The 19,045-nt window shown below is 65.7% G+C and carries 17 protein-coding genes and 1 tRNA gene; 16 read left to right on the top strand and 2 right to left on the bottom strand.

What is annotated here, in order from left to right; translation table 11 throughout:
- The 10 genes from MWN33_RS18740 to rplL form a co-directional block, all read left to right on the top strand.
- The coding region (locus MWN33_RS18740; RefSeq protein ID WP_486187715.1) for an EF-Tu C-terminal domain-related protein at window positions 1-87 on the top strand (87 nt) is incomplete at its 5' end.
- 170 nt (window positions 88-257) lie between these two features.
- Window positions 258-334 (top strand) — tRNA-Trp (locus MWN33_RS18745).
- 198 nt (window positions 335-532) lie between these two features.
- Complete coding sequence (gene secE, locus MWN33_RS18750) at window positions 533-730, top strand: preprotein translocase subunit SecE (protein WP_013166244.1); 198 nt, start codon at window positions 533-535, stop codon at window positions 728-730.
- Between the two features lie 11 nt (window positions 731-741).
- Window positions 742-1,272, top strand: a complete 531-nt coding sequence (gene nusG / locus MWN33_RS18755) for a transcription termination/antitermination protein NusG (protein ID WP_192636648.1) — start codon at window positions 742-744, stop codon at window positions 1,270-1,272.
- A 178-nt stretch (window positions 1,273-1,450) separates the two neighbouring features.
- Entirely contained in the window at window positions 1,451-2,065 is a 615-nt protein-coding gene (locus MWN33_RS18760; protein ID WP_247202582.1) for a DJ-1/PfpI family protein, read from the top strand.
- 87 nt (window positions 2,066-2,152) lie between these two features.
- Window positions 2,153-2,530, top strand: coding sequence for a ribbon-helix-helix domain-containing protein (locus MWN33_RS18765; protein WP_247202583.1), 378 nt, complete (start codon window positions 2,153-2,155; stop codon window positions 2,528-2,530).
- A 248-nt stretch (window positions 2,531-2,778) separates the two neighbouring features.
- On the top strand, window positions 2,779-3,228 hold the full coding sequence (gene rplK / locus MWN33_RS18770; protein WP_247202584.1) for a 50S ribosomal protein L11: 450 nt from the start codon (window positions 2,779-2,781) through the stop codon (window positions 3,226-3,228).
- Window positions 3,229-3,232: 4 nt separating this feature from the next.
- Window positions 3,233-3,937 carry a 50S ribosomal protein L1 gene (rplA, locus tag MWN33_RS18775; RefSeq protein ID WP_247202585.1) on the top strand — a complete coding sequence of 235 codons (705 nt, stop codon included), beginning with the start codon at window positions 3,233-3,235 and terminating at the stop codon, window positions 3,935-3,937.
- Between the two features lie 478 nt (window positions 3,938-4,415).
- A complete protein-coding gene (gene rplJ / locus MWN33_RS18780; RefSeq protein ID WP_247202586.1) occupies window positions 4,416-4,934 on the top strand; it encodes a 50S ribosomal protein L10 in 519 nt (172 codons plus the stop codon).
- A gap of 51 nt (window positions 4,935-4,985) precedes the next feature.
- Complete coding sequence (rplL, locus tag MWN33_RS18785) at window positions 4,986-5,363, top strand: 50S ribosomal protein L7/L12 (protein WP_247202587.1); 378 nt, start codon at window positions 4,986-4,988, stop codon at window positions 5,361-5,363.
- Here the strand turns inward: rplL and MWN33_RS18790 are convergent.
- Entirely contained in the window at window positions 5,356-5,517 is a 162-nt protein-coding gene (locus MWN33_RS18790) for a hypothetical protein (RefSeq protein WP_247202588.1), read from the bottom strand. The genes rplL and MWN33_RS18790 overlap by 8 nt on opposite strands.
- Before the next feature lie 112 nt (window positions 5,518-5,629).
- Here MWN33_RS18790 and rpoB point away from each other — a divergent pair, with 112 nt between their 5' ends.
- Together rpoB and rpoC are read left to right on the top strand one after the other, a co-directional pair.
- The gene (gene rpoB / locus MWN33_RS18795) at window positions 5,630-9,760 is read left to right on the top strand and encodes a DNA-directed RNA polymerase subunit beta (protein ID WP_247202589.1); all 4,131 of its coding nucleotides are present in this window, start codon (window positions 5,630-5,632) and stop codon (window positions 9,758-9,760) included.
- A 125-nt stretch (window positions 9,761-9,885) separates the two neighbouring features.
- Window positions 9,886-14,076: a DNA-directed RNA polymerase subunit beta' gene (rpoC, locus tag MWN33_RS18800; RefSeq protein WP_247202590.1), complete on the top strand. Its 4,191-nt coding sequence runs from the start codon at window positions 9,886-9,888 to the stop codon at window positions 14,074-14,076.
- 199 nt (window positions 14,077-14,275) lie between these two features.
- On the opposite strand, the gene MWN33_RS18805 is transcribed toward rpoC, so the two are convergent.
- Window positions 14,276-14,698 (bottom strand): organic hydroperoxide resistance protein, encoded by a 423-nt coding sequence (locus tag MWN33_RS18805; protein WP_247202591.1) that lies wholly within the window; start codon window positions 14,696-14,698, stop codon window positions 14,276-14,278.
- 296 nt (window positions 14,699-14,994) lie between these two features.
- Between MWN33_RS18805 and MWN33_RS18810 the strand changes: the two genes are divergently transcribed.
- From MWN33_RS18810 to fusA, 4 genes are all read left to right on the top strand, one after another.
- Window positions 14,995-15,477: a MarR family winged helix-turn-helix transcriptional regulator gene (locus MWN33_RS18810; RefSeq protein ID WP_247202592.1), complete on the top strand. Its 483-nt coding sequence runs from the start codon at window positions 14,995-14,997 to the stop codon at window positions 15,475-15,477.
- 471 nt (window positions 15,478-15,948) lie between these two features.
- On the top strand, window positions 15,949-16,320 hold the full coding sequence (gene rpsL / locus MWN33_RS18815; RefSeq protein WP_018390597.1) for a 30S ribosomal protein S12: 372 nt from the start codon (window positions 15,949-15,951) through the stop codon (window positions 16,318-16,320).
- A gap of 10 nt (window positions 16,321-16,330) precedes the next feature.
- The gene (rpsG, locus tag MWN33_RS18820; RefSeq protein WP_247202593.1) at window positions 16,331-16,801 is read left to right on the top strand and encodes a 30S ribosomal protein S7; all 471 of its coding nucleotides are present in this window, start codon (window positions 16,331-16,333) and stop codon (window positions 16,799-16,801) included.
- A 28-nt stretch (window positions 16,802-16,829) separates the two neighbouring features.
- Window positions 16,830-18,905 (top strand): elongation factor G, encoded by a 2,076-nt coding sequence (gene fusA, locus MWN33_RS18825; RefSeq protein ID WP_247202594.1) that lies wholly within the window; start codon window positions 16,830-16,832, stop codon window positions 18,903-18,905.
- Window positions 18,906-19,045 lie beyond the last annotated feature (140 nt).

Genomic DNA, 19,045 nt, shown 5'->3' on the forward strand with positions numbered 1-19,045 from the left:
ATCGCGATGGAAGACAAGCTGCGCTTCGCCATCCGTGAAGGCGGCCGCACCGTCGGCGCCGGCGTGGTGGCCGCGATTATCGAGTGACGAGAAGGGACGCGGCTCCGGCCGCGTCCCGCTCCGGTCCCGGCGCCGTGCGCCGGTACACCGGCCTGTTGATACCGGCTTCGCGTCCCTCGACCTTCGCGCGCCGCCGGCTATAGTCGCCTCGCGATTCGAGAGGCGGGCGATCCGGGCAAGGCCCCGTCCGCTTCTTTAGGAGTGTAGCTCAACTGGTTAGAGCACCGGTCTCCAAAACCGGGGGTTGGGGGTTCGAGTCCCTCCACTCCTGCCACTCCTTCCCCTGAGTGGCGGGCACGCGGCAAACGTCCTTTGACGCGAGGCAGTATTGCGGGCTATACGCCCGCTTCGTGTATTTGAGGGTCCGTCGCGGGTTGCCTTTCCGGTGCCACGCCACGACATCCTGCAGGCCGGCGCCGCCGTCATGAACGAGCGGGCGCGCGGGTCGCATCAGAGGCGTTTCGAGACGAGCATGGCGAAGACGAATCCGGTCGAGTTTTTCCAGCAGGTCCGCGCGGAAGCGCGCAAGGTGACCTGGCCGACCCGTCGCGAGACGCTGATCACCACGGCGATGGTGTTCGTCATGGTGGTGCTGGCCTCGCTGTTCTTCCTGGTCGCCGACCAGATCCTGAGCTTCGTCATCGCTCAGGTTCTCCAGATCGGCCGGTGAGGAGAGACGCGATGCCCATGCGCTGGTACATCGTCCACGCCTATTCGAACTTCGAGAAGAAGGTCGCCGACTCCATCAAGGAGCAGGCCGCGCAGCGCGGGCTCACCGACCTGTTCGAGCAGGTGCTGGTGCCGACCGAGAAGGTCGTCGAGGTGCGCCGCGGCCGCAAGGTCGACGCCGAGCGCAAGTTCTTCCCCGGCTACGTGCTGGTGAAGATGGACCTCACCGACGAGGCCTTCCACCTCATCAAGAACACGCCGAAGGTCACAGGCTTCCTCGGCGCCGACAACAAGCCGATGCCGATCGCCGAGAAGGAGGCCATGCGCATCCTTCAGCAGGTGCAGGAAGGCATCGAGCGTCCCAAGCCCTCGATCACCTTCGAGGTCGGCGAGACGGTCAAGGTGTCGGACGGTCCCTTCGCCTCGTTCAACGGCATCGTCGAGGAAGTCGACGACGCGCGCTCGCGCCTCAAGGTGGCGGTGTCGATCTTCGGCCGCGCCACGCCCGTGGAGCTGGAGTTCGCGCAGGTCGAGAAGACCTGACGGGTTTCACCGAGCACGGCATTCCGGGAGGGCGCAGCTTCGGCGGCGCCCTTTTTCGTTTGCCGGGAGACCCTGAGCGCGCGTTAACCGGTTAACACCCCGGACGCCGCCGGCGCGCCTATCCTCCCTGCAAGCCCTGCCGCGCGGAACGGACGGCGGCAGCAACAGGGAGGAGACAATGGCAGGCAAACGCATCCTGATGATCGTCGGCGACTTCGTCGAAGATTACGAGACCATGGTGCCCTATCAGGCGCTGCTCGCCGTCGGCCACACCGTCCACGCGGCGTGCCCGGACAAGAAGGCCGGCGACAGCGTGGCGACCGCGATCCACGATTTCGAGGGCCAGCAGACCTATTCGGAGAAGCGCGGCCACAATTTCGCGCTCAACGCGACCTTCGCCGACATCGACCCGGCCCGCTACGACGCGCTGGTGATTCCCGGCGGGCGGGCGCCGGAATATCTGCGGATGAACGCGCGGGCCATCGAGATCGTCCGGCACTTCTTTTCGGCGAACAAGCCGGTGGCCGCCATCTGCCACGGTGCGCAGCTTCTCGCCGGCGCGAAGGTTCTGGAAGGGCGGCTGTGCTCGGCCTATCCCGCCTGCCGCGCCGAGGTGGAGCTCGCCGGCGGCACCTATGCCGACATCGCCATCGACGCGGCGGTGACCGACGGCAACCTCGTCTCCGCCCCGGCCTGGCCGGCGCATCCCGCCTGGATCGGCCAGTTCCTCGCCGTGCTGGGCACGAGCATCAGCCATGGCGAGGTGAACACCTCGATCCGCCAGGCGGCCTGACGCCGGGTGCCCGCTTCGCGGCGGGCGCGCGCGGGATTATGATGGAGCGGCGGGGCGGACGGCTCCGCCGCGAAAGGGAGGGGCGTCATGTGCAAGCTCTTCATCGAGGCCGATCCCCGGCTGTGGCAGACGCGGCTGAAATCGGTGCGGCTGCACGGCTATTCCACCAGCGTGCGGCTGGAGAACCTCTACTGGCAGGTGCTCGACGAGATCGCCCAGCGCGACGGCATGAGTCTGGGTCAGCTTCTGGCGAAGCTGCATGAGGAACTCGTCTTCGCCCATGGCGGGGTGGAGAATTTCGCCTCGTTCCTGCGCGTGTGCTGCGGGCGCTACCTCGCGCTCCAGTTGGAGGGTGACGTGCCGCGCGACCTCGCCACGCCGATCCGCAGCCTCGACGCCGACGCCATCCTCGCCCGCGAGGCGCGTCGCAGCGGACGGGGGCGGGCGCTCCCCTCGGCGGCCTGATCGGGTCCACCCGAGGCCGTCGCGGCCCTTGCTCGCGGATGGCGACGTTGCGTCGGCACGCAAATTGCTGTATCGCAGCGGCGCGTTCCCCGGAGCGCATTCATACGCGGGAGGCACGGCCGGTTCGCCAGCCGGCGTGAAACACGTGCCGCGACCGCGATCCTCCATATACGCCGCCCGCGATGAAGCCGTCGCGACGGCGTGCTTTGGCGTTTGCGGCCGGCAGCCGCGATGCCGAGGAGTTCGTCATGGCGAAGAAGATCACCGGCTACATCAAGTTGCAGGTGCCGGCCGGCTCGGCCAACCCCGCGCCGCCGATCGGCCCGGCGCTCGGTCAGCGCGGCCTCAACATCATGGAATTCTGCAAGGCGTTCAACGCCCAGACCGGCCAGCTCGAAAAGGGCATGCCGATCCCGGTGGTGATCACCGCCTATCAGGACCGTTCCTTCACCTTCGAGCTGAAGACCCCTCCGGTCTCCTACTTCCTCAAGAAGGCCGCCGGCCTCGAGACGAAGAAGAAGCCGGGCTCGGGCTCCAAGACTCCGGGCAAGGGCGGCTTCGCCGGCAAGGTCACGCGCGCCCAGCTCGCGGAGATCGCCGAGAAGAAGATGAAGGACCTCAATGCCGATAACGTCGATTCGGCGGTCCGGATGATCGAGGGCTCCGCCCGTTCCATGGGCCTCGAAGTGGTGGGTTGAGCTGATGGCCAAGATTTCCAAGCGTGTGCGTGCCGTCCGTGAGGGTGTCGATCCCGTCAAGCTCTACGGGCTCGACGAGGCTCTCAAGCTCCTGAAGGACCGGGCCAACGCCAAGTTCGACGAGACCATCGAAGTGGCGATGAATCTCGGCGTCGATCCCCGTCACGCCGACCAGATGGTGCGTGGCGTGTGCAACCTGCCGAACGGCTCGGGCCGCACCGTGCGCGTCGCCGTGTTCGCGCGCGGCGCCAAGGCGGACGAGGCCAAGGCGGCGGGTGCCGACATCGTCGGCGCCGAGGATCTGCTGGAGACCATCCAGGGCGGCACGATCGACTTCGATCGCTGCATCGCGACCCCGGACCTGATGCCGCTGGTCGGCCGTCTCGGCAAGGTGCTCGGCCCGCGCGGCCTGATGCCGAACCCGAAGGTCGGCACCGTGACCATGGACGTCAAGGGCGCCGTCGAGGCGGCCAAGGGCGGCGCGGTCGAGTTCCGCGTCGAGAAGGCCGGCATCATCCACGCCGGCATCGGCAAGGCCTCGTTCCCGGTCGACAAGCTCGCCGAGAACATCCGCGCCTTCGCCGACGCGGTGGTCAAGGCCAAGCCGACCGGTGCCAAGGGCACCTATGTGCAGCGCATCGCGCTGTCCTCGACCATGGGCCCCGGCCTGAAGGTCGAGACCTCGTCGGTGCTGTCGGCCGCGAGCTGACCTCGTTCCGGCATCGCGGCGATCATGGAGCCGGTCGCGGCCCCGTGATCGCGGCGATGTGGATTTGTCAAGCCCTTGGTGCTATCAGGGGTGACAAATCCCGAACGACCCACTATATGGGCGGTTTCGCCCCCGGCCATGAGTCGGGAGCGAGCCTACATATTCGCAGCTTTCGCCCGCGTAAAACCGGGTGGAGAGGCCGGCAGGGTTCGCCTTGCCGGCTTTAAGTCCTGTCCGAGACTGCCGGTGCCCCTCTTCGAGGAGGCTTAATCCCGCTCCGGGGCCAGCATAGACGGGGTACGACCGAGACGAGGGTTCCGTTCAGCGGGTCCCGGCTTTCGGCTCGAACCAGCGCCTTGGCCGGTTTTTCCGGGTCCCAGGGGGACAGGATACTAACCGTCGTCTCTCTGCGAGGAGGGGCGGCAAGGCGCAAACCCGGCGGGGGAGATTTCTTCCTCGCCACCGGAGAGCAAGTGAAGTGGATCGAGCACAAAAAGAAGAGCTCGTCACGTCGCTCACCGAGGTGTTCAACACCACCTCGGTCGTCGTCGTGGCCCACTATTCCGGCCTCACCGTCGCCCAGCTGCAGACCCTGCGTCGGCAGATGAAGGCGAACGGTGCGACTGTGAAGGTGGCCAAGAACCGCCTCGCCAAGATCGCTCTCGAAGGTTCGGATGTCGCTCACGTCGCGTCCCTGCTGAAGGGTCCGACCATCATCGCTTATTCGAGCGATCCCGTAGCGGCTCCGAAGGTTGCCGTCGACTTCGCCAAGGCGAACGACAAGTTCGTCATCCTGGGCGGGGCGTTCGGCAAGACGGCCCTCAATGTGGATGGTGTGAAGGCTCTGGCCACCATGCCGTCCCTCGATGAACTGCGCGCGAAGCTGATCGGCCTCATCCAGGCCCCGGCGACGAAGATCGCGCAGCTCAGCACCGCGCCGGCGGCGAAGCTCGCCCGTGTGTTTGGGGCCTATGCCCGAGAGAACGAAGCCGCGTGAGGCTTCCCGGTTTAAATCTGGTTCGAACCGAAATCCAAGGACTTAAGTAAAATGGCTGATCTGTCGAAGCTCGTCGACGAGCTTTCCAACCTGACCGTTCTCGAGGCTGCCGAGCTCGCGAAGCTCCTCGAAGAGAAGTGGGGCGTCTCCGCCGCGGCCGCCGTGGCCGTTGCCGCCGCTCCGGGTGCTGCCGCTGCGGCCGCGCCGGTCGAAGAGCAGACCGAGTTCACCGTTGTCCTGGCTGCCGCCGGCGACAAGAAGATCGAGGTCATCAAGGAAGTCCGCGCCATCACCGGCCTGGGCCTCAAGGAAGCCAAGGACCTCGTCGAAGGCGCGCCCAAGCCGATCAAGGAAGGCGTCTCCAAGGACGAGGCCGAGAAGATCAAGGCTCAGGTCGAGAAGGCCGGCGCCAAGGTCGAGCTCAAGTAATCATCTGATCATTGGAGGCCGCCGGTTCGCCGGCGGCCTCTGCCTTCGCCGCAGGCGAGGGCGAAACGGGAAGCCCGACGGCTTCCCCGACGATCCGCAAGGGATCGTCCGGCGAGCCGTCGGTTTGCGGAGTGGCCAGGAGGCCGGGCGCCATCGCCCCATCCTTTTGACCGATTCCTTTCGCAAGCATGTGCCACCACCGCTGCCGGGCCTTTCGCCCGGGCCGTGGCTGGCGCGACGGATACTCGGACGGAGCGAGGAGCGACATGGCGCAGACGTTCACCGGTCGTAAGCGGGTCCGCAAGTTTTTCGGCAAGATCAAGGAAGTGGCCGAGATGCCGAACCTCATCGAGGTTCAGAAGGCGTCCTATGACCAGTTCCTGCAGATCGACGAGCCGAAGGGCGGTCGCGCGGACGACGGCATTCAGGCGGTATTCAAGTCGGTTTTCCCGATCTCGGACTTCTCGGGCGCGGCCATGCTCGAATTCGTCCGCTACGAGTTCGAGCTGCCGAAGTATGACGTGGACGAGTGCCGCCAGCGCGGCATGACGTTCGCTGCGCCGCTGAAGGTGACGCTCCGCCTCATCGTGTTCGATGTCGATCCGGACACCGGCGCCAAGTCCGTCAAGGACATCAAGGAGCAGGACGTCTACATGGGCGATATCCCGCTCATGACGTCGAACGGTACGTTCATCGTGAACGGCACCGAGCGCGTGATCGTGTCCCAGATGCACCGCTCGCCGGGCGTCTTCTTCGACCACGACAAGGGCAAGACGCACTCCTCGGGCAAGCTGCTCTTCGCCGCCCGCATCATTCCCTATCGCGGTTCCTGGCTCGACATCGAGTTCGACGCCAAGGACATCGTCTATGCGCGCATCGACCGCCGCCGCAAGATTCCGGTGACGAGCCTGCTGTTCGCCCTCGGCCTCGACGGCGAGGAAATCCTCAACACCTTCTACGAGACCATCTCCTTCACCCGCACGAAGGACGGCTGGCGCATGCCCTTCGATCCCAAGCGGATGAAGGGCTACAAGTCGGTCTCCGATCTCGTCGACGCCGACACCGGCGAAGTGGTGATCGAGGCCGGCAAGAAGGTCACGGTCCGCCAGGCCCGCCAGCTCGCCGAGAAGGGCCTCAAGGCCCTCAAGATCTCCGATGACGAGATGCTCGGCCAGTACATCGCCGAGGATCTGGTGAACCCGTCGACGGGCGAGATCTATGTCGAGGCCGGCGAGGAAGTGACCGAGAAGCTGCTCAAGCAGCTTGTCGACCTCGGCTATGACGAGGTGCCGATCCTCGACATCGACCACGTGAATGTGGGCGCCTACATCCGCAACACGCTGGCGATCGACAAGAACGTCACCCGCGAGGACGCGCTGTTCGACATCTACCGCGTGATGCGTCCGGGCGAGCCGCCCACGCTCGATTCCGCGCAGGCGATGTTCCACTCGCTGTTCTTCGACGCCGAGCGCTACGACCTCTCCGCGGTCGGCCGCGTGAAGATGAACATGCGTCTCGACCTCGACGCCGCCGACACGGTGCGCGTGCTGCGCCGCGAGGACATTCTCGCGGTCATCAGAACGCTGGTCGAGCTGCGCGACGGCAAGGGCGAGATCGACGACATCGATCACCTCGGCAATCGCCGCGTCCGCTCCGTCGGCGAGCTGATGGAGAACCAGTACCGCGTCGGCCTGCTGCGCATGGAGCGCGCCATCAAGGAGCGCATGTCGTCCGTCGACATCGACACCGTGATGCCGCAGGACCTGATCAACGCGAAGCCGGTCGCCGCGGCCGTGCGCGAGTTCTTCGGCTCGTCGCAGCTCTCGCAGTTCATGGACCAGACCAACCCGCTGTCGGAGATCACCCACAAGCGCCGTCTCTCGGCGCTTGGCCCGGGCGGCCTGACGCGCGAGCGCGCCGGCTTCGAGGTGCGCGACGTGCACCCGACGCATTACGGCCGCATCTGCCCGATCGAGACGCCGGAAGGCCCGAATATCGGCCTCATCAACTCGCTGGCGACCTTCGCCCGCGTGAACAAGTACGGCTTCATCGAGGCGCCCTATCGCCGCGTGAAGGACGGGCAGGTGCAGGGCGAGGTGGTCTATCTCTCCGCCATGGAGGAGGGGAAGTACTACGTCGCGCAGGCGAACATCCCGCTCGACGGCGAAGGCCGCTTCGTGGAAGACCTCGTGGTTTGCCGCCACGCCGGCGACGTTCTGCTGGTGACGCCGGACCGCGTCGACTTCATGGACGTGTCGCCCAAGCAGCTCGTCTCGGTCGCCGCCGCGCTCATCCCGTTCCTTGAGAACGACGACGCGAACCGCGCGCTGATGGGCTCGAACATGCAGCGCCAGGCGGTGCCGCTGGTTCGCGCCGACGCGCCCTTCGTCGGCACGGGCATGGAGTCCGTCGTCGCTCGTGACTCGGGCGCCGCCATCGCCGCCCGCCGCACCGGCGTGATCGACCAGGTGGACGCCACCCGTATCGTCATCCGCGCGACGGAAGAGACCGACGCGTCGAAGTCGGGCGTCGACATCTATCGCCTGCAGAAGTTCCAGCGTTCCAATCAGTCGACCTGCATCAACCAGCGTCCGCTGGTGCGCGTGGGCGACCGGGTGGCGAAGGGCGACATCATCGCGGACGGTCCCTCCACCGACCTCGGCGATCTCGCGCTCGGCCGGAACATCCTCGTCGCCTTCATGCCGTGGAACGGCTACAACTTCGAAGACTCGATCCTGCTGTCGGAGAACATCTCCAAGGGCGACGTCTTCTCCTCGATCCACATCGAGGAGTTCGAGGTTATGGCCCGCGACACCAAGCTGGGTCCGGAGGAAATCACGCGCGACATTCCGAACGTGTCGGAAGAGGCGCTGAAGAATCTGGACGAAGCCGGCATCGTCTATATCGGTGCCGAGGTGCAGGCCGGCGACATCCTCTGCGGCAAGATCACCCCGAAGGGCGAAAGCCCGATGACCCCGGAAGAGAAGCTGCTTCGCGCCATCTTCGGCGAGAAGGCGGCGGACGTGCGCGACACCTCGCTGCGCGTTCCCCCCGGCGTCACCGGCACGGTCGTCGAGGTGCGCGTGTTCAACCGCCACGGCGTGGACAAGGACGAGCGCGCCCAGGCGATCGAGCGCGAGGAGATCGAGCGTCTCGCCAAGGACCGCGACGACGAGCAGGCCATCCTCGACCGCAACGTCTTCGGCCGCCTGGCCGAGATGCTGGACGGCAAGACCGGCGTCGCCGGCCCCAAGGGCTTCAAGAAGGATACCGCCATCACCCGTTCGGTGCTGGCCGACTATCCGCGCAGCCAGTGGTGGCAGTTCGCCATTGCCGACGACCACCTGATGGGCGAGCTGGAAGCGATCCGCAACCAGTACGACGAGTCCAAGAAGCGCCTTGAGCAGCGTTTCCTCGACAAGGTCGAGAAGCTCCAGCGCGGCGACGAGTTGCCCCCGGGCGTGATGAAGATGGTCAAGGTCTTCATCGCCGTGAAGCGCAAGATCCAGCCGGGCGACAAGATGGCCGGCCGGCACGGCAACAAGGGCGTGGTCTCGCGCATCGTCCCGGTCGAGGACATGCCGTTCCTTGAGGACGGCACCCCGGTCGACATGGTGCTCAACCCGCTCGGCGTGCCCTCGCGCATGAATGTCGGGCAGATCCTTGAAACGCATCTGGGCTGGGCCTGTGCGGGTCTCGGCAAGGTCATCGACCGTGCCATCGAGAGCTACCGCCAGACCGCCGACATTGCCCCCCTCAAGGACGCGTTCGGCAAGATCTACGGCAAGGACGAGACCGTCGCCTCGCTCGACGAGGAAGGTCTGGTCGAGCTGGGATCGAACCTGCGCCGCGGCGTGCCGATCGCCACGCCTGTCTTCGATGGCGCCCGCGAGGCGGACATCGAGCACATGCTGGAACTGGCGGGCCTCGACAAGTCGGCGCAGTCGACCCTGTTCGACGGCCGCACCGGCGAGCAGTTCGACCGTAAGGTGACGGTCGGCTACATCTACATGCTGAAGCTGCATCATCTTGTCGACGACAAGATCCATGCGCGCTCGATCGGTCCGTACTCGCTCGTCACCCAGCAGCCGCTGGGCGGCAAGGCGCAGTTCGGCGGCCAGCGCTTCGGCGAAATGGAGGTGTGGGCCCTGGAAGCGTATGGCGCGGCCTACACGCTGCAGGAGATGCTCACGGTCAAGTCGGACGACGTCGCGGGCCGCACCAAGGTCTACGAGGCGATCGTGCGCGGCGACGACACCTTCGAAGCGGGCATTCCCGAGAGCTTCAACGTTCTCGTGAAGGAGATGCGTTCGCTCGGCCTCAACGTCGAGCTGATGAACTCCAAGACCCTCTCGGCGGTGCCGACCCCGGGCGAGAGCCTGCCGGCGGCCGAATGACCGGCTGACTTCAGGAGCGGATGCCGTCGCGGCGTCCGCTCCTTCGATCGCTCGACAGATCAGACTTTTCAGTGACCCCAGCAAGCCGCGGCGGCGGAGGCGGGGTCCAGCCGAAGGAGACGGCGATGAATCAAGAGGTCATGAATCTCTTCAACCCGGCGGCGCCGGCGCCGACTTTCGATCAGATCAAGATCTCGATCGCGAGTCCGGAAAAGATCCTGTCGTGGTCCTTCGGTGAGATCAAGAAGCCGGAGACGATCAATTACCGTACGTTCAAGCCCGAGCGTGACGGTCTGTTCTGCGCGCGCATCTTCGGGCCGATCAAGGACTACGAGTGCTTGTGCGGCAAGTACAAGCGCATGAAGTACAAGGGCATCATCTGCGAGAAGTGCGGCGTCGAGGTCACGCTGTCGCGCGTGCGCCGCGAGCGCATGGGCCACATCGAGCTGGCCGCTCCCGTCGCGCATATCTGGTTCCTGAAGTCGCTGCCGAGCCGCATCGGCCTGCTGCTCGACATGACGCTCAAGGACCTCGAGCGCATCCTGTACTTCGAGTACTACTGCGTCATCGAGCCGGGCCTCACCCCGCTGAAGGAGCGTCAGCTCCTCTCGGAAGAGGACTTCCTGCGCGCCGGCGAGGAATATGGCGAGGATTCGTTCACCGCGCTGATCGGCGCGGAGGCGATCCGCGAGCTGCTGCGCGGCATGGACCTCGAAAAGATCGCCGGCAATCTGCGCAAGGAGATCGCCGAGGCGACCACCGAGCTCAAGCCGAAGAAGCTGGCCAAGCGCCTGAAGATCGTCGAGGCCTTCCAGGAGTCCGGCAACAAGCCGGAATGGATGATCCTGACGCATGTCCCGGTGATCCCGCCGGACCTGCGCCCGCTCGTCCCGCTGGATGGCGGCCGCTTCGCGACCTCCGACCTCAACGACCTGTACCGCCGCGTCATCAACCGTAACAACCGCCTGAAGCGGCTGATCGAGCTGAAGGCGCCGGACATCATCATCCGCAACGAGAAGCGCATGCTTCAGGAAGCGGTCGATGCGCTGTTCGACAACGGCCGCCGCGGCCGCGTCATCACGGGCGCCAACAAGCGTCCGCTGAAGTCGCTCGCCGACATGCTGAAGGGCAAGCAGGGCCGGTTCCGCCAGAACCTGCTCGGCAAGCGCGTCGACTACTCCGGCCGTTCGGTGATCGTCGTCGGTCCCGAGCTGAAGCTGCACCAGTGCGGCCTGCCGAAGAAGATGGCGCTGGAGCTGTTCAAGCCCTTCATCTATTCGCGCCTCGACGCCAAGGGCCTGTCCGCCACCGTGAAGCAGGCGAAGAAGCTGGTCGAGAAGGAGCGTCCCGAGGTGTGGGACATCCTCGACGAGGTGATCCGCGAGCATCCGGTGATGCTGAACCGCGCCCCGACGCTGCACCGCCTGGGCATCCAGGCGTTCGAGCCGGTGCTCATCGAAGGCAAGGCGATCCAGCTTCACCCGCTGGTCTGCGCCGCCTTCAACGCGGACTTCGACGGCGACCAGATGGCGGTGCACGTGCCCCTGTCCATCGAGGCGCAGCTCGAAGCGCGCGTGCTGATGATGTCGACCAACAACATCCTGCACCCGGCGAACGGCGCGCCGATCATCGTGCCCTCGCAGGACATCGTGCTCGGCCTGTACTACCTGACCATGATGCGCGACGGCGAGCCCGGCGAGGGCATGGCCTTTGCGAACATGGGCGAGATCGACCACGCGCTGTCCAACAAGGTCATCACGCTGCACACCAAGGTGCGCGGGCGTCACATCGGCGTCGACGAGAACGGCGATCCCGTCTCGAAGATCTACGAGACCACGCCCGGCCGCATGAAGCTCGGCGAACTGCTGCCCAGGAGCGCCAAGATCACCTTCGACGTCGTCAACAAGCTGATGACCAAGAAGGAAATCTCGAACATGATCGACACCGTCTACCGCCACTGCGGTCAGAAGGAGACGGTCATCTTCTGCGACCGGATCATGACGCTCGGCTTCTCCAACGCCTTCCGCGCCGGCATTTCCTTCGGCAAGGACGACATGGTGGTGCCCTCCAAGAAGTGGGACATGGTCGAAGAGACCCGTGCGCTCACCAAGGAGTACGAGCAGCAGTACAATGACGGCCTGATCACCCAGGGCGAGAAGTACAACAAGGTCGTCGACGCCTGGGGCAAGTGCTCCGCGCGCCTCGCCGACGAGATGATGGCCGAGATTTCGGCGGTGAAGACCGACCCGAAGACGGGCCGGGCCAAGCCGATCAACTCGATCTACATGATGGCCCATTCGGGCGCCCGTGGTTCGCGCGAGCAGATGCGCCAGCTCGCCGCCATGCGCGGCCTGATGGCCAAGCCGTCGGGCGAGATCATCGAGACGCCGATCATCTCGAACTTCAAGGAAGGCCTCTCGGTTCTCGAGTACTTCAACTCGACCCACGGCGCCCGCAAGGGCCTCGCGGACACCGCGCTGAAGACCGCGAACTCGGGCTACCTGACCCGTCGTCTCGTCGACGTGGCGCAGGACAGCATCATCACGATCCGCGACTGCGGCACCGACAACGGCATCGCCATGCGGGCCATCGTCGACGCGGGCCAGATCGTGGCGACGCTGGGCTCGCGCGTGCTGGGCCGCACCACGGCCGAGGACGTGATCGAGGGCATCACGGGCAATGTGCTGATCCCCGCCGGTCACATGATCGACGAGGCGGATGTCGAACGCATCTCGAAGGCCGGCGTGCAGGAGATCAAGATCCGCTCCGTGCTGACCTGCGAGGCCAAGAACGGCGTCTGCGGCACCTGCTACGGCCGCGACCTCGCGCGTGGCACGCCGGTGAACATCGGCGAAGCGGTCGGCGTCATCGCGGCGCAGTCGATCGGCGAGCCGGGCACCCAGCTCACCATGCGCACCTTCCACATCGGCGGCGCGGCGCAGCTTTCCGAGCAGTCCTTCATTGAGGCCTCGTTCGAGGGCACGGTGAAGATCCGCAACCGCAATGTGGTGCGGAACTCGGACGGCGAGCTGATCGCGATGAGCCGCAACCTCTCCGTGCTGATCATGGACCATGACGGCAGCGAGAAGGCGGCGCACCGCATCCAGTTCGGCGCCAAGCTGAAGGTGGACGAGGGCGACACGATCAAGCGCGGCCAGCGCATCGCCGAGTGGGACCCCTACACCCGCCCGATCCTGACGGAAGTCGAGGGTACGGTGGGCTACGAGGACCTGGTGGAAGGCGCCTCGCTCAGCGAGACGGTCGACGAATCGACCGGCATCGCCAAGCGCGTCGTCACCGACTGGCGCACGGGCCGTGGCTCGGAGCTGCGTCCCTCGCTGGTGGTCAAGGGTCCGGACGGGAAGGTGCTGAAGCTGCAGCGCGGCGGCGATGCCCGCTATACGCTGCCGGTGGAGGCGATCCTCTCGGCCGACCCCGGCGCGCCGATCAAGGCCGGCGACGTGCTCGCCCGCGTGCCCATGGAGTCCGCCAAGACCCGCGACATCACGGGCGGTCTGCCGCGCGTGGCGGAGCTGTTCGAGGCGCGTCGTCCGAAGGACGCAGCGATCATCGCCGAGATCTCCGGCACGATCCGCTTCGGCAAGGACTACAAGAACAAGCGCCGCGTGAGCATCGAGCCGCAGGATTCGACCGACGAGCAGGTCGAGTACCTGATCCCGAAGGGCAAGCACATCCACCTTCAGGATGGCGACCTCGTCGAGAAGGGCGACTTCATCGTCGACGGCAACCCGGCGCCGCACGACATCCTGGCCATCAAGGGCGTCGAGGAACTCGCCGCCTATCTCGTCAACGAGATCCAGGAGGTCTACCGGCTGCAGGGCGTGCTGATCAACGACAAGCACATCGAGGTGATCGTCCGCCAGATGCTGCAGAAGGTTGAGATCGACGACGCTGGCGACAGCGACCTGCTCACCAACGAGCAGATCGACGCGTCGGAGCTGAACGAGCTGAACGAGGTGCTCATCGCCGAGGGCAAGAAGCCTGCGGCCGGCCACCCGGTGCTGCTCGGCATCACCAAGGCGAGCCTGCAGACGCGCTCCTTCATCTCGGCGGCCTCCTTCCAGGAGACCACCCGGGTGCTCACCGAAGCGGCGGTCAACGGCAAGTCCGACGACCTCGCCGGCCTCAAGGAGAACGTCATTGTCGGCCGTCTCATCCCGGCCGGCACCGGCGCCCAGATGGCCAAGCTGCGTGTGACCGCGACGACCCGCGACGACCTGATCGCCGCGCAGAACGAGCAGGACAATGGCGCCAGCAACGCGCCGCAGATCGAAGGCCCCGCCGCGGCGGAGTGATCGGTCCGGCTTGGGTCCCGGCGATCCGGGTCCTGATAAAAAAGAAGGGCCGCTCCGTGAGGAGCGGCCCTTTTCGTTTGCGCAGGTTGAGGTCGTCATCCCGGCCGCAGCGCGGCGAAGAGCCGGGATCGCTCTCCATTCTGGTAGCGATCCCGGATCGGCCTTGTGGCCGTCCGGGATGACGTTGGATCGGTAGGGCTCACGCCACCGTCAGGCGCACGTCGAGGCTGCCCTTGGTGGCGTGCGAGTAGGGGCAGACGATGTGGGCACGCTGCACCAGATCCTCGGCCACGGCGCGCTCGATGTCGGGCAGGCTGATGGTGAGCGCCACGTCGAGGCCGAAGCCGCCGCCGTCGGCGCGCGGGCCGATGCCGACGTCGGCGGTGACGGTGCTGTCGTCGCGCACCTTGATCTTCTGCTGGCCGGCCACGAACTTGATGGCGCCGAGGAAGCAGGCGGAATAGCCGGCGGCGAAGAGCTGCTCGGGGTTGTTGCCCGTGCCGCCGGGCCCGCCGAGTTCCTTCGGGGTGACGAGATCGACCTTCAGCGCCCCATCATAGGTCGCGGCGGAGCCGGTGCGCCCGCCGGTGGCGGTCGCCTGCGTCTTGTAGAGGATGTTCATGATGGTTCTCCGTGAGGGGGCTGCCGCCCGGTTGTCCCTGTGCGCCAATCAATCGTGCGCGATATAAATCGGATAGCGGGTCGCCCGATGCCTGTCTAGCGAAAACTTATCGCGATAACTAATTTCGTGATAGGTTTCCCGAGGTAGGTTCCCCGCCGGGCCGCTGGGAGCGCTGTCTACGAGCGGGCAGGGCGCCGGGGTCAAGAGGGCCGCGACGGCGTGTTCGCCGGCGCCACAGGCGTCACGGACGGCCGGATCGAGGCGTGGGGCAGGCGGGGCAGAGAGAGGAGGGTGCGATGAGCGAGACCGAGGATGCCCGCAGGCTGGAGGGCCAGTTCTGCTTCGCGCTCTATTCGGCGACCCATGCGGTGATGCGCACCTACCGGCCGCTGCTGGAGCCGCTCGGCCTGACCTATCCGCAATATCTCGTCATGCTGCTGCTCTGGGAGGGCGGCACGCAGACCGTGGGGGGAATCGCCGAGCGCATGCTGCTCGATTCTTCGACCCTCACGCCGCTGCTCAAGCGCCTCGAACAGCTCGGCCTCGTCAGCCGCCGCCGCAACCCGGACAATGAGCGCCAGCTCATCGTCGCAGCGACGGCGGAAGGGCTCGCCCTGCAGGAGAAGGCGCGGGCGATTCCCGAGGCGATTCTGTGCGCCTCGCAGCAGACGGTTGCCGATCTCGTGCGTCTGCGCGATGAGATGACGGCGGTGCGGGAGGCCTTCGCCGCGAGTCGGAACGAGTCGCCGGGTCTCCGTCCCGACGTCGACGCCGGCTAGGCGGGGGCGCGTCACTTCCTTGCGCTGCGTGACGGCGGCGCGAAATCTAACGTCTTCAACGGCTCGCACGCGGGCGTGAGCGCGCAAAGTTGCGGTTCGGGGTTGACGAAAGGCGACTCGGCGCGTAGAAGGCGCCTACTTTCACGGCAGGCGGTTGGAATTACCGCGTTTGGACGCCCTGTCCGGACACAGAATCCCAAGACGCTGCCGGGACGCATGCACGACCAAATTCGGCGCATGATCGCGCAACAGGGCGGTTTCAGGACCGCTCGCGTGATCCTCTGAACGTACAGCGCCCTCGGCCAGGATCTGGCCGGCGGCGCTTCTTTCGTTCGCAGGCTAGCCGAGAACACGCCCCAGGGCGACGTGCAGACTGTTCCGAACCGTCGAGAGCGAATGCGGTTGTGGCCGCGGAAATTGGGTTAGCGCGGGACATTGCGTCCTTAGCGCAGCGAGACGAAGGCGAGACACGTGCCGACGATCAACCAGCTGATCCGCAAGCCGCGGGAAGCCCAGAAGGCCCGGAACAAGGTTCCGGCGCTGCAGGCCAGCCCGCAGAAGCGCGGCGTTTGCACCCGCGTCTATACGACGACCCCGAAGAAGCCGAACTCGGCGCTTCGTAAGGTCGCCAAGGTTCGTTTGACCAATGGCTACGAAGTCATCGGTTACATCCCCGGCGAGGGGCACAACCTGCAGGAACACTCCGTGGTCATGATCCGCGGCGGCCGCGTCAAGGATCTTCCCGGCGTGCGCTATCACATCCTGCGCGGCGTGCTCGATACGCAGGGCGTCAAGAATCGCAAGCAGCGCCGTTCGAAGTACGGCGCCAAGCGGCCGAAGTGAGGTTTGAGCGATGTCCCGTCGTCATCGTGCAGAGCGCCGTGAAGTCACCCCGGATCCCAAGTTCGGGAGCGAGGTGCTCAGCCGCTTCATGAACGCCGTCATGTATGACGGCAAGAAGTCGGTCGCCGAAGCCATCGTCTATGGCGCGCTCGACCTCGTCGAGAGCCGTGCCAAGTCGGAGCCGCTGGGCGTGTTCACCTCGGCGCTCGACAATGTGAGCCCGGCCATCGAGGTGCGCTCCCGCCGCGTCGGCGGCGCCACCTACCAGGTGCCCGTCGAAGTGCGCCCCGAGCGCCGTCAGGCGCTGGCGATCCGCTGGCTCATCACCGCGGCCCGCGCCCGGAACGAAAAGACCATGGTCGAGCGTCTGTCGGGCGAATTGCTCGACGCCTCGAACAATCGCGGCACCGCCGTGAAGAAACGTGAAGACACCCACCGCATGGCGGAGGCGAACCGCGCCTTCTCTCACTACCGCTGGTGATGACGAGAGCCGGGACGAGGATCTGATTATGTCGCGCACGCACGCTATCGAAGACTACCGCAACTTCGGCATCATGGCCCACATCGATGCCGGCAAGACCACCACGACCGAGCGGATCCTCTACTACACCGGCAAGAGCCACAAGATCGGCGAAGTCCATGATGGCGCTGCCACCATGGACTGGATGACCCAGGAGCAGGAGCGCGGCATCACCATCACGTCGGCCGCGACGACCGCTTTCTGGCACGGCAAGCGCCTCAACATCATCGACACCCCCGGCCACGTCGACTTCACCATCGAAGTCGAGCGTTCGCTGCGCGTGCTCGACGGCGCGGTTTGCGTTCTCGACGGCAACCAGGGCGTCGAGCCGCAGACCGAGACCGTGTGGCGCCAGGCCGACAAGTACAACGTGCCGCGCATCGTGTTCGTCAACAAGATGGACAAGACCGGCGCGGACTTCTACCGCTGCGTCGAGATGATCATCGACCGCGTGGACGGCAAGCCGGTGTGCTGCCAGCTCCCGATCGGCTCGGAGAACAACTTCAAGGGCGTCATCGACCTCGTCCGCATGAAGGCGGTCGTGTGGGACAATGAAGAGCTCGGCGCGAAGTATCACGACGAAGAGATCCCGGCCGATCTGCTCGACAAGGCCGTCGAATATCGCGGCAAGCTGCTCGAAGCGGCCGTCGAGCTCGACGACGATGTGCTGACCGCCTATCTCGACGGTGTGGAGCCGGACGAGGAGACCCTCAAGGGTCTGATCCGCAAGGCCGTCATCGGCCGCGTGTTCAACCCGGTCTTCTGCGGCTCTGCCTTCAAGAACAAGGGCGTGCAGCCGCTGCTCGACGCGGTGTGCGATTTCCTGCCGTCGCCGATCGATCGCGGTGCGATCAAGGGCATCGACTTCGACACCGAGGAAGAGACCGTCCGCAACCCGACCGATTCCGACCCGCTGTCGGTTCTCGCTTTCAAGATCATGGACGACCCCTTCGTCGGCACGATCACCTTCTGCCGCATCTACTCGGGCAAGCTCGAGGCCGGCATGGGCCTGCTGAACTCGACCCGCGACAAGAAGGAGCGCGTCGGCCGCATGCTGCTGATGCATGCGAACAACCGCGAGGACATCAAGGAAGCCTATGCGGGCGACATCGTCGCGCTCGCCGGCCTCAAGGAAGTCCGCACCGGCGACACGCTCTGCGATCCCGCCAAGCCCGTGATCCTCGAGAAGATGGAGTTCCCCGAGCCCGTCATCGAGATCGCCATCGAGCCGAAGTCGAAGGCCGACCAGGAGAAGCTGGGTCTGGCGCTCGCCAAGCTGGCGGCGGAGGATCCGTCCTTCCGCGTGTCGACCGATCACGAGAGCGGCCAGACCATCCTCAAGGGCATGGGCGAACTGCACCTCGACATCAAGGTCGACATCCTGAAGCGCACCTACAAGGTCGACGCCAATATCGGAGCCCCGCAGGTCGCCTATCGCGAGACGATCACGAAGAAGACCGAGGTCGACTACACGCACAAGAAGCAGACCGGCGGTACCGGCCAGTTCGCCCGCGTAAAGTTCACCGTCGAGCCGAACGAAGTCGGCAAGGGCTTCGCCTTCGAGAGCGCGATCATCGGCGGCGCGGTGCCCAAGGAATACATCCCGGGCGTCAACAAGGGCCTCGAGAGCGTGCTGGGCAACGGCGTGCTCGCCGGCTTCCCGGTGGTCGACGTCAAGGTGACGCTGACCGACGGTGCCTACCACGAAGTCGACTCGTCGGCGCTCGCCTTCGAAATCGCCTCCCGTGCGGCGTTCCGCGAAGCCCTGCAGAAGGGCGGCCCGGTGCTCCTCGAACCGATCATGAAGGTCGAGGTCGTCACCCCGGAAGACTACACCGGCTCGGTCATCGGCGACCTCAACTCCCGCCGCGGCCAGATCCAGGGCCAGGACATGCGTGGCAATGCGAACGTCGTGAACGCGATGGTGCCGCTCGCCAACATGTTCGGCTACGTCAACACGCTGCGGTCCTTCTCCCAGGGCCGCGCGACCTTCACCATGCAGTTCGACCACTACGAGCAGGTGCCGTCGAACGTCGCGCAGGAAGTCCAGGCCAAGTACGCGTGACGCGTACGGCCGAACGACCGAGCGATTTCGTATCCAACTTTTGAATACCGACGGAGAGCCCCGTGGCCAAAGAGAAGTTCAACCGTTCGAAGCCTCACTGCAACATTGGGACGATTGGCCATGTTGACCATGGCAAGACG

Source organism: Ancylobacter koreensis (genome assembly GCF_023016525.1).
GTDB lineage: Bacteria > Pseudomonadota > Alphaproteobacteria > Rhizobiales > Xanthobacteraceae > Ancylobacter > Ancylobacter koreensis.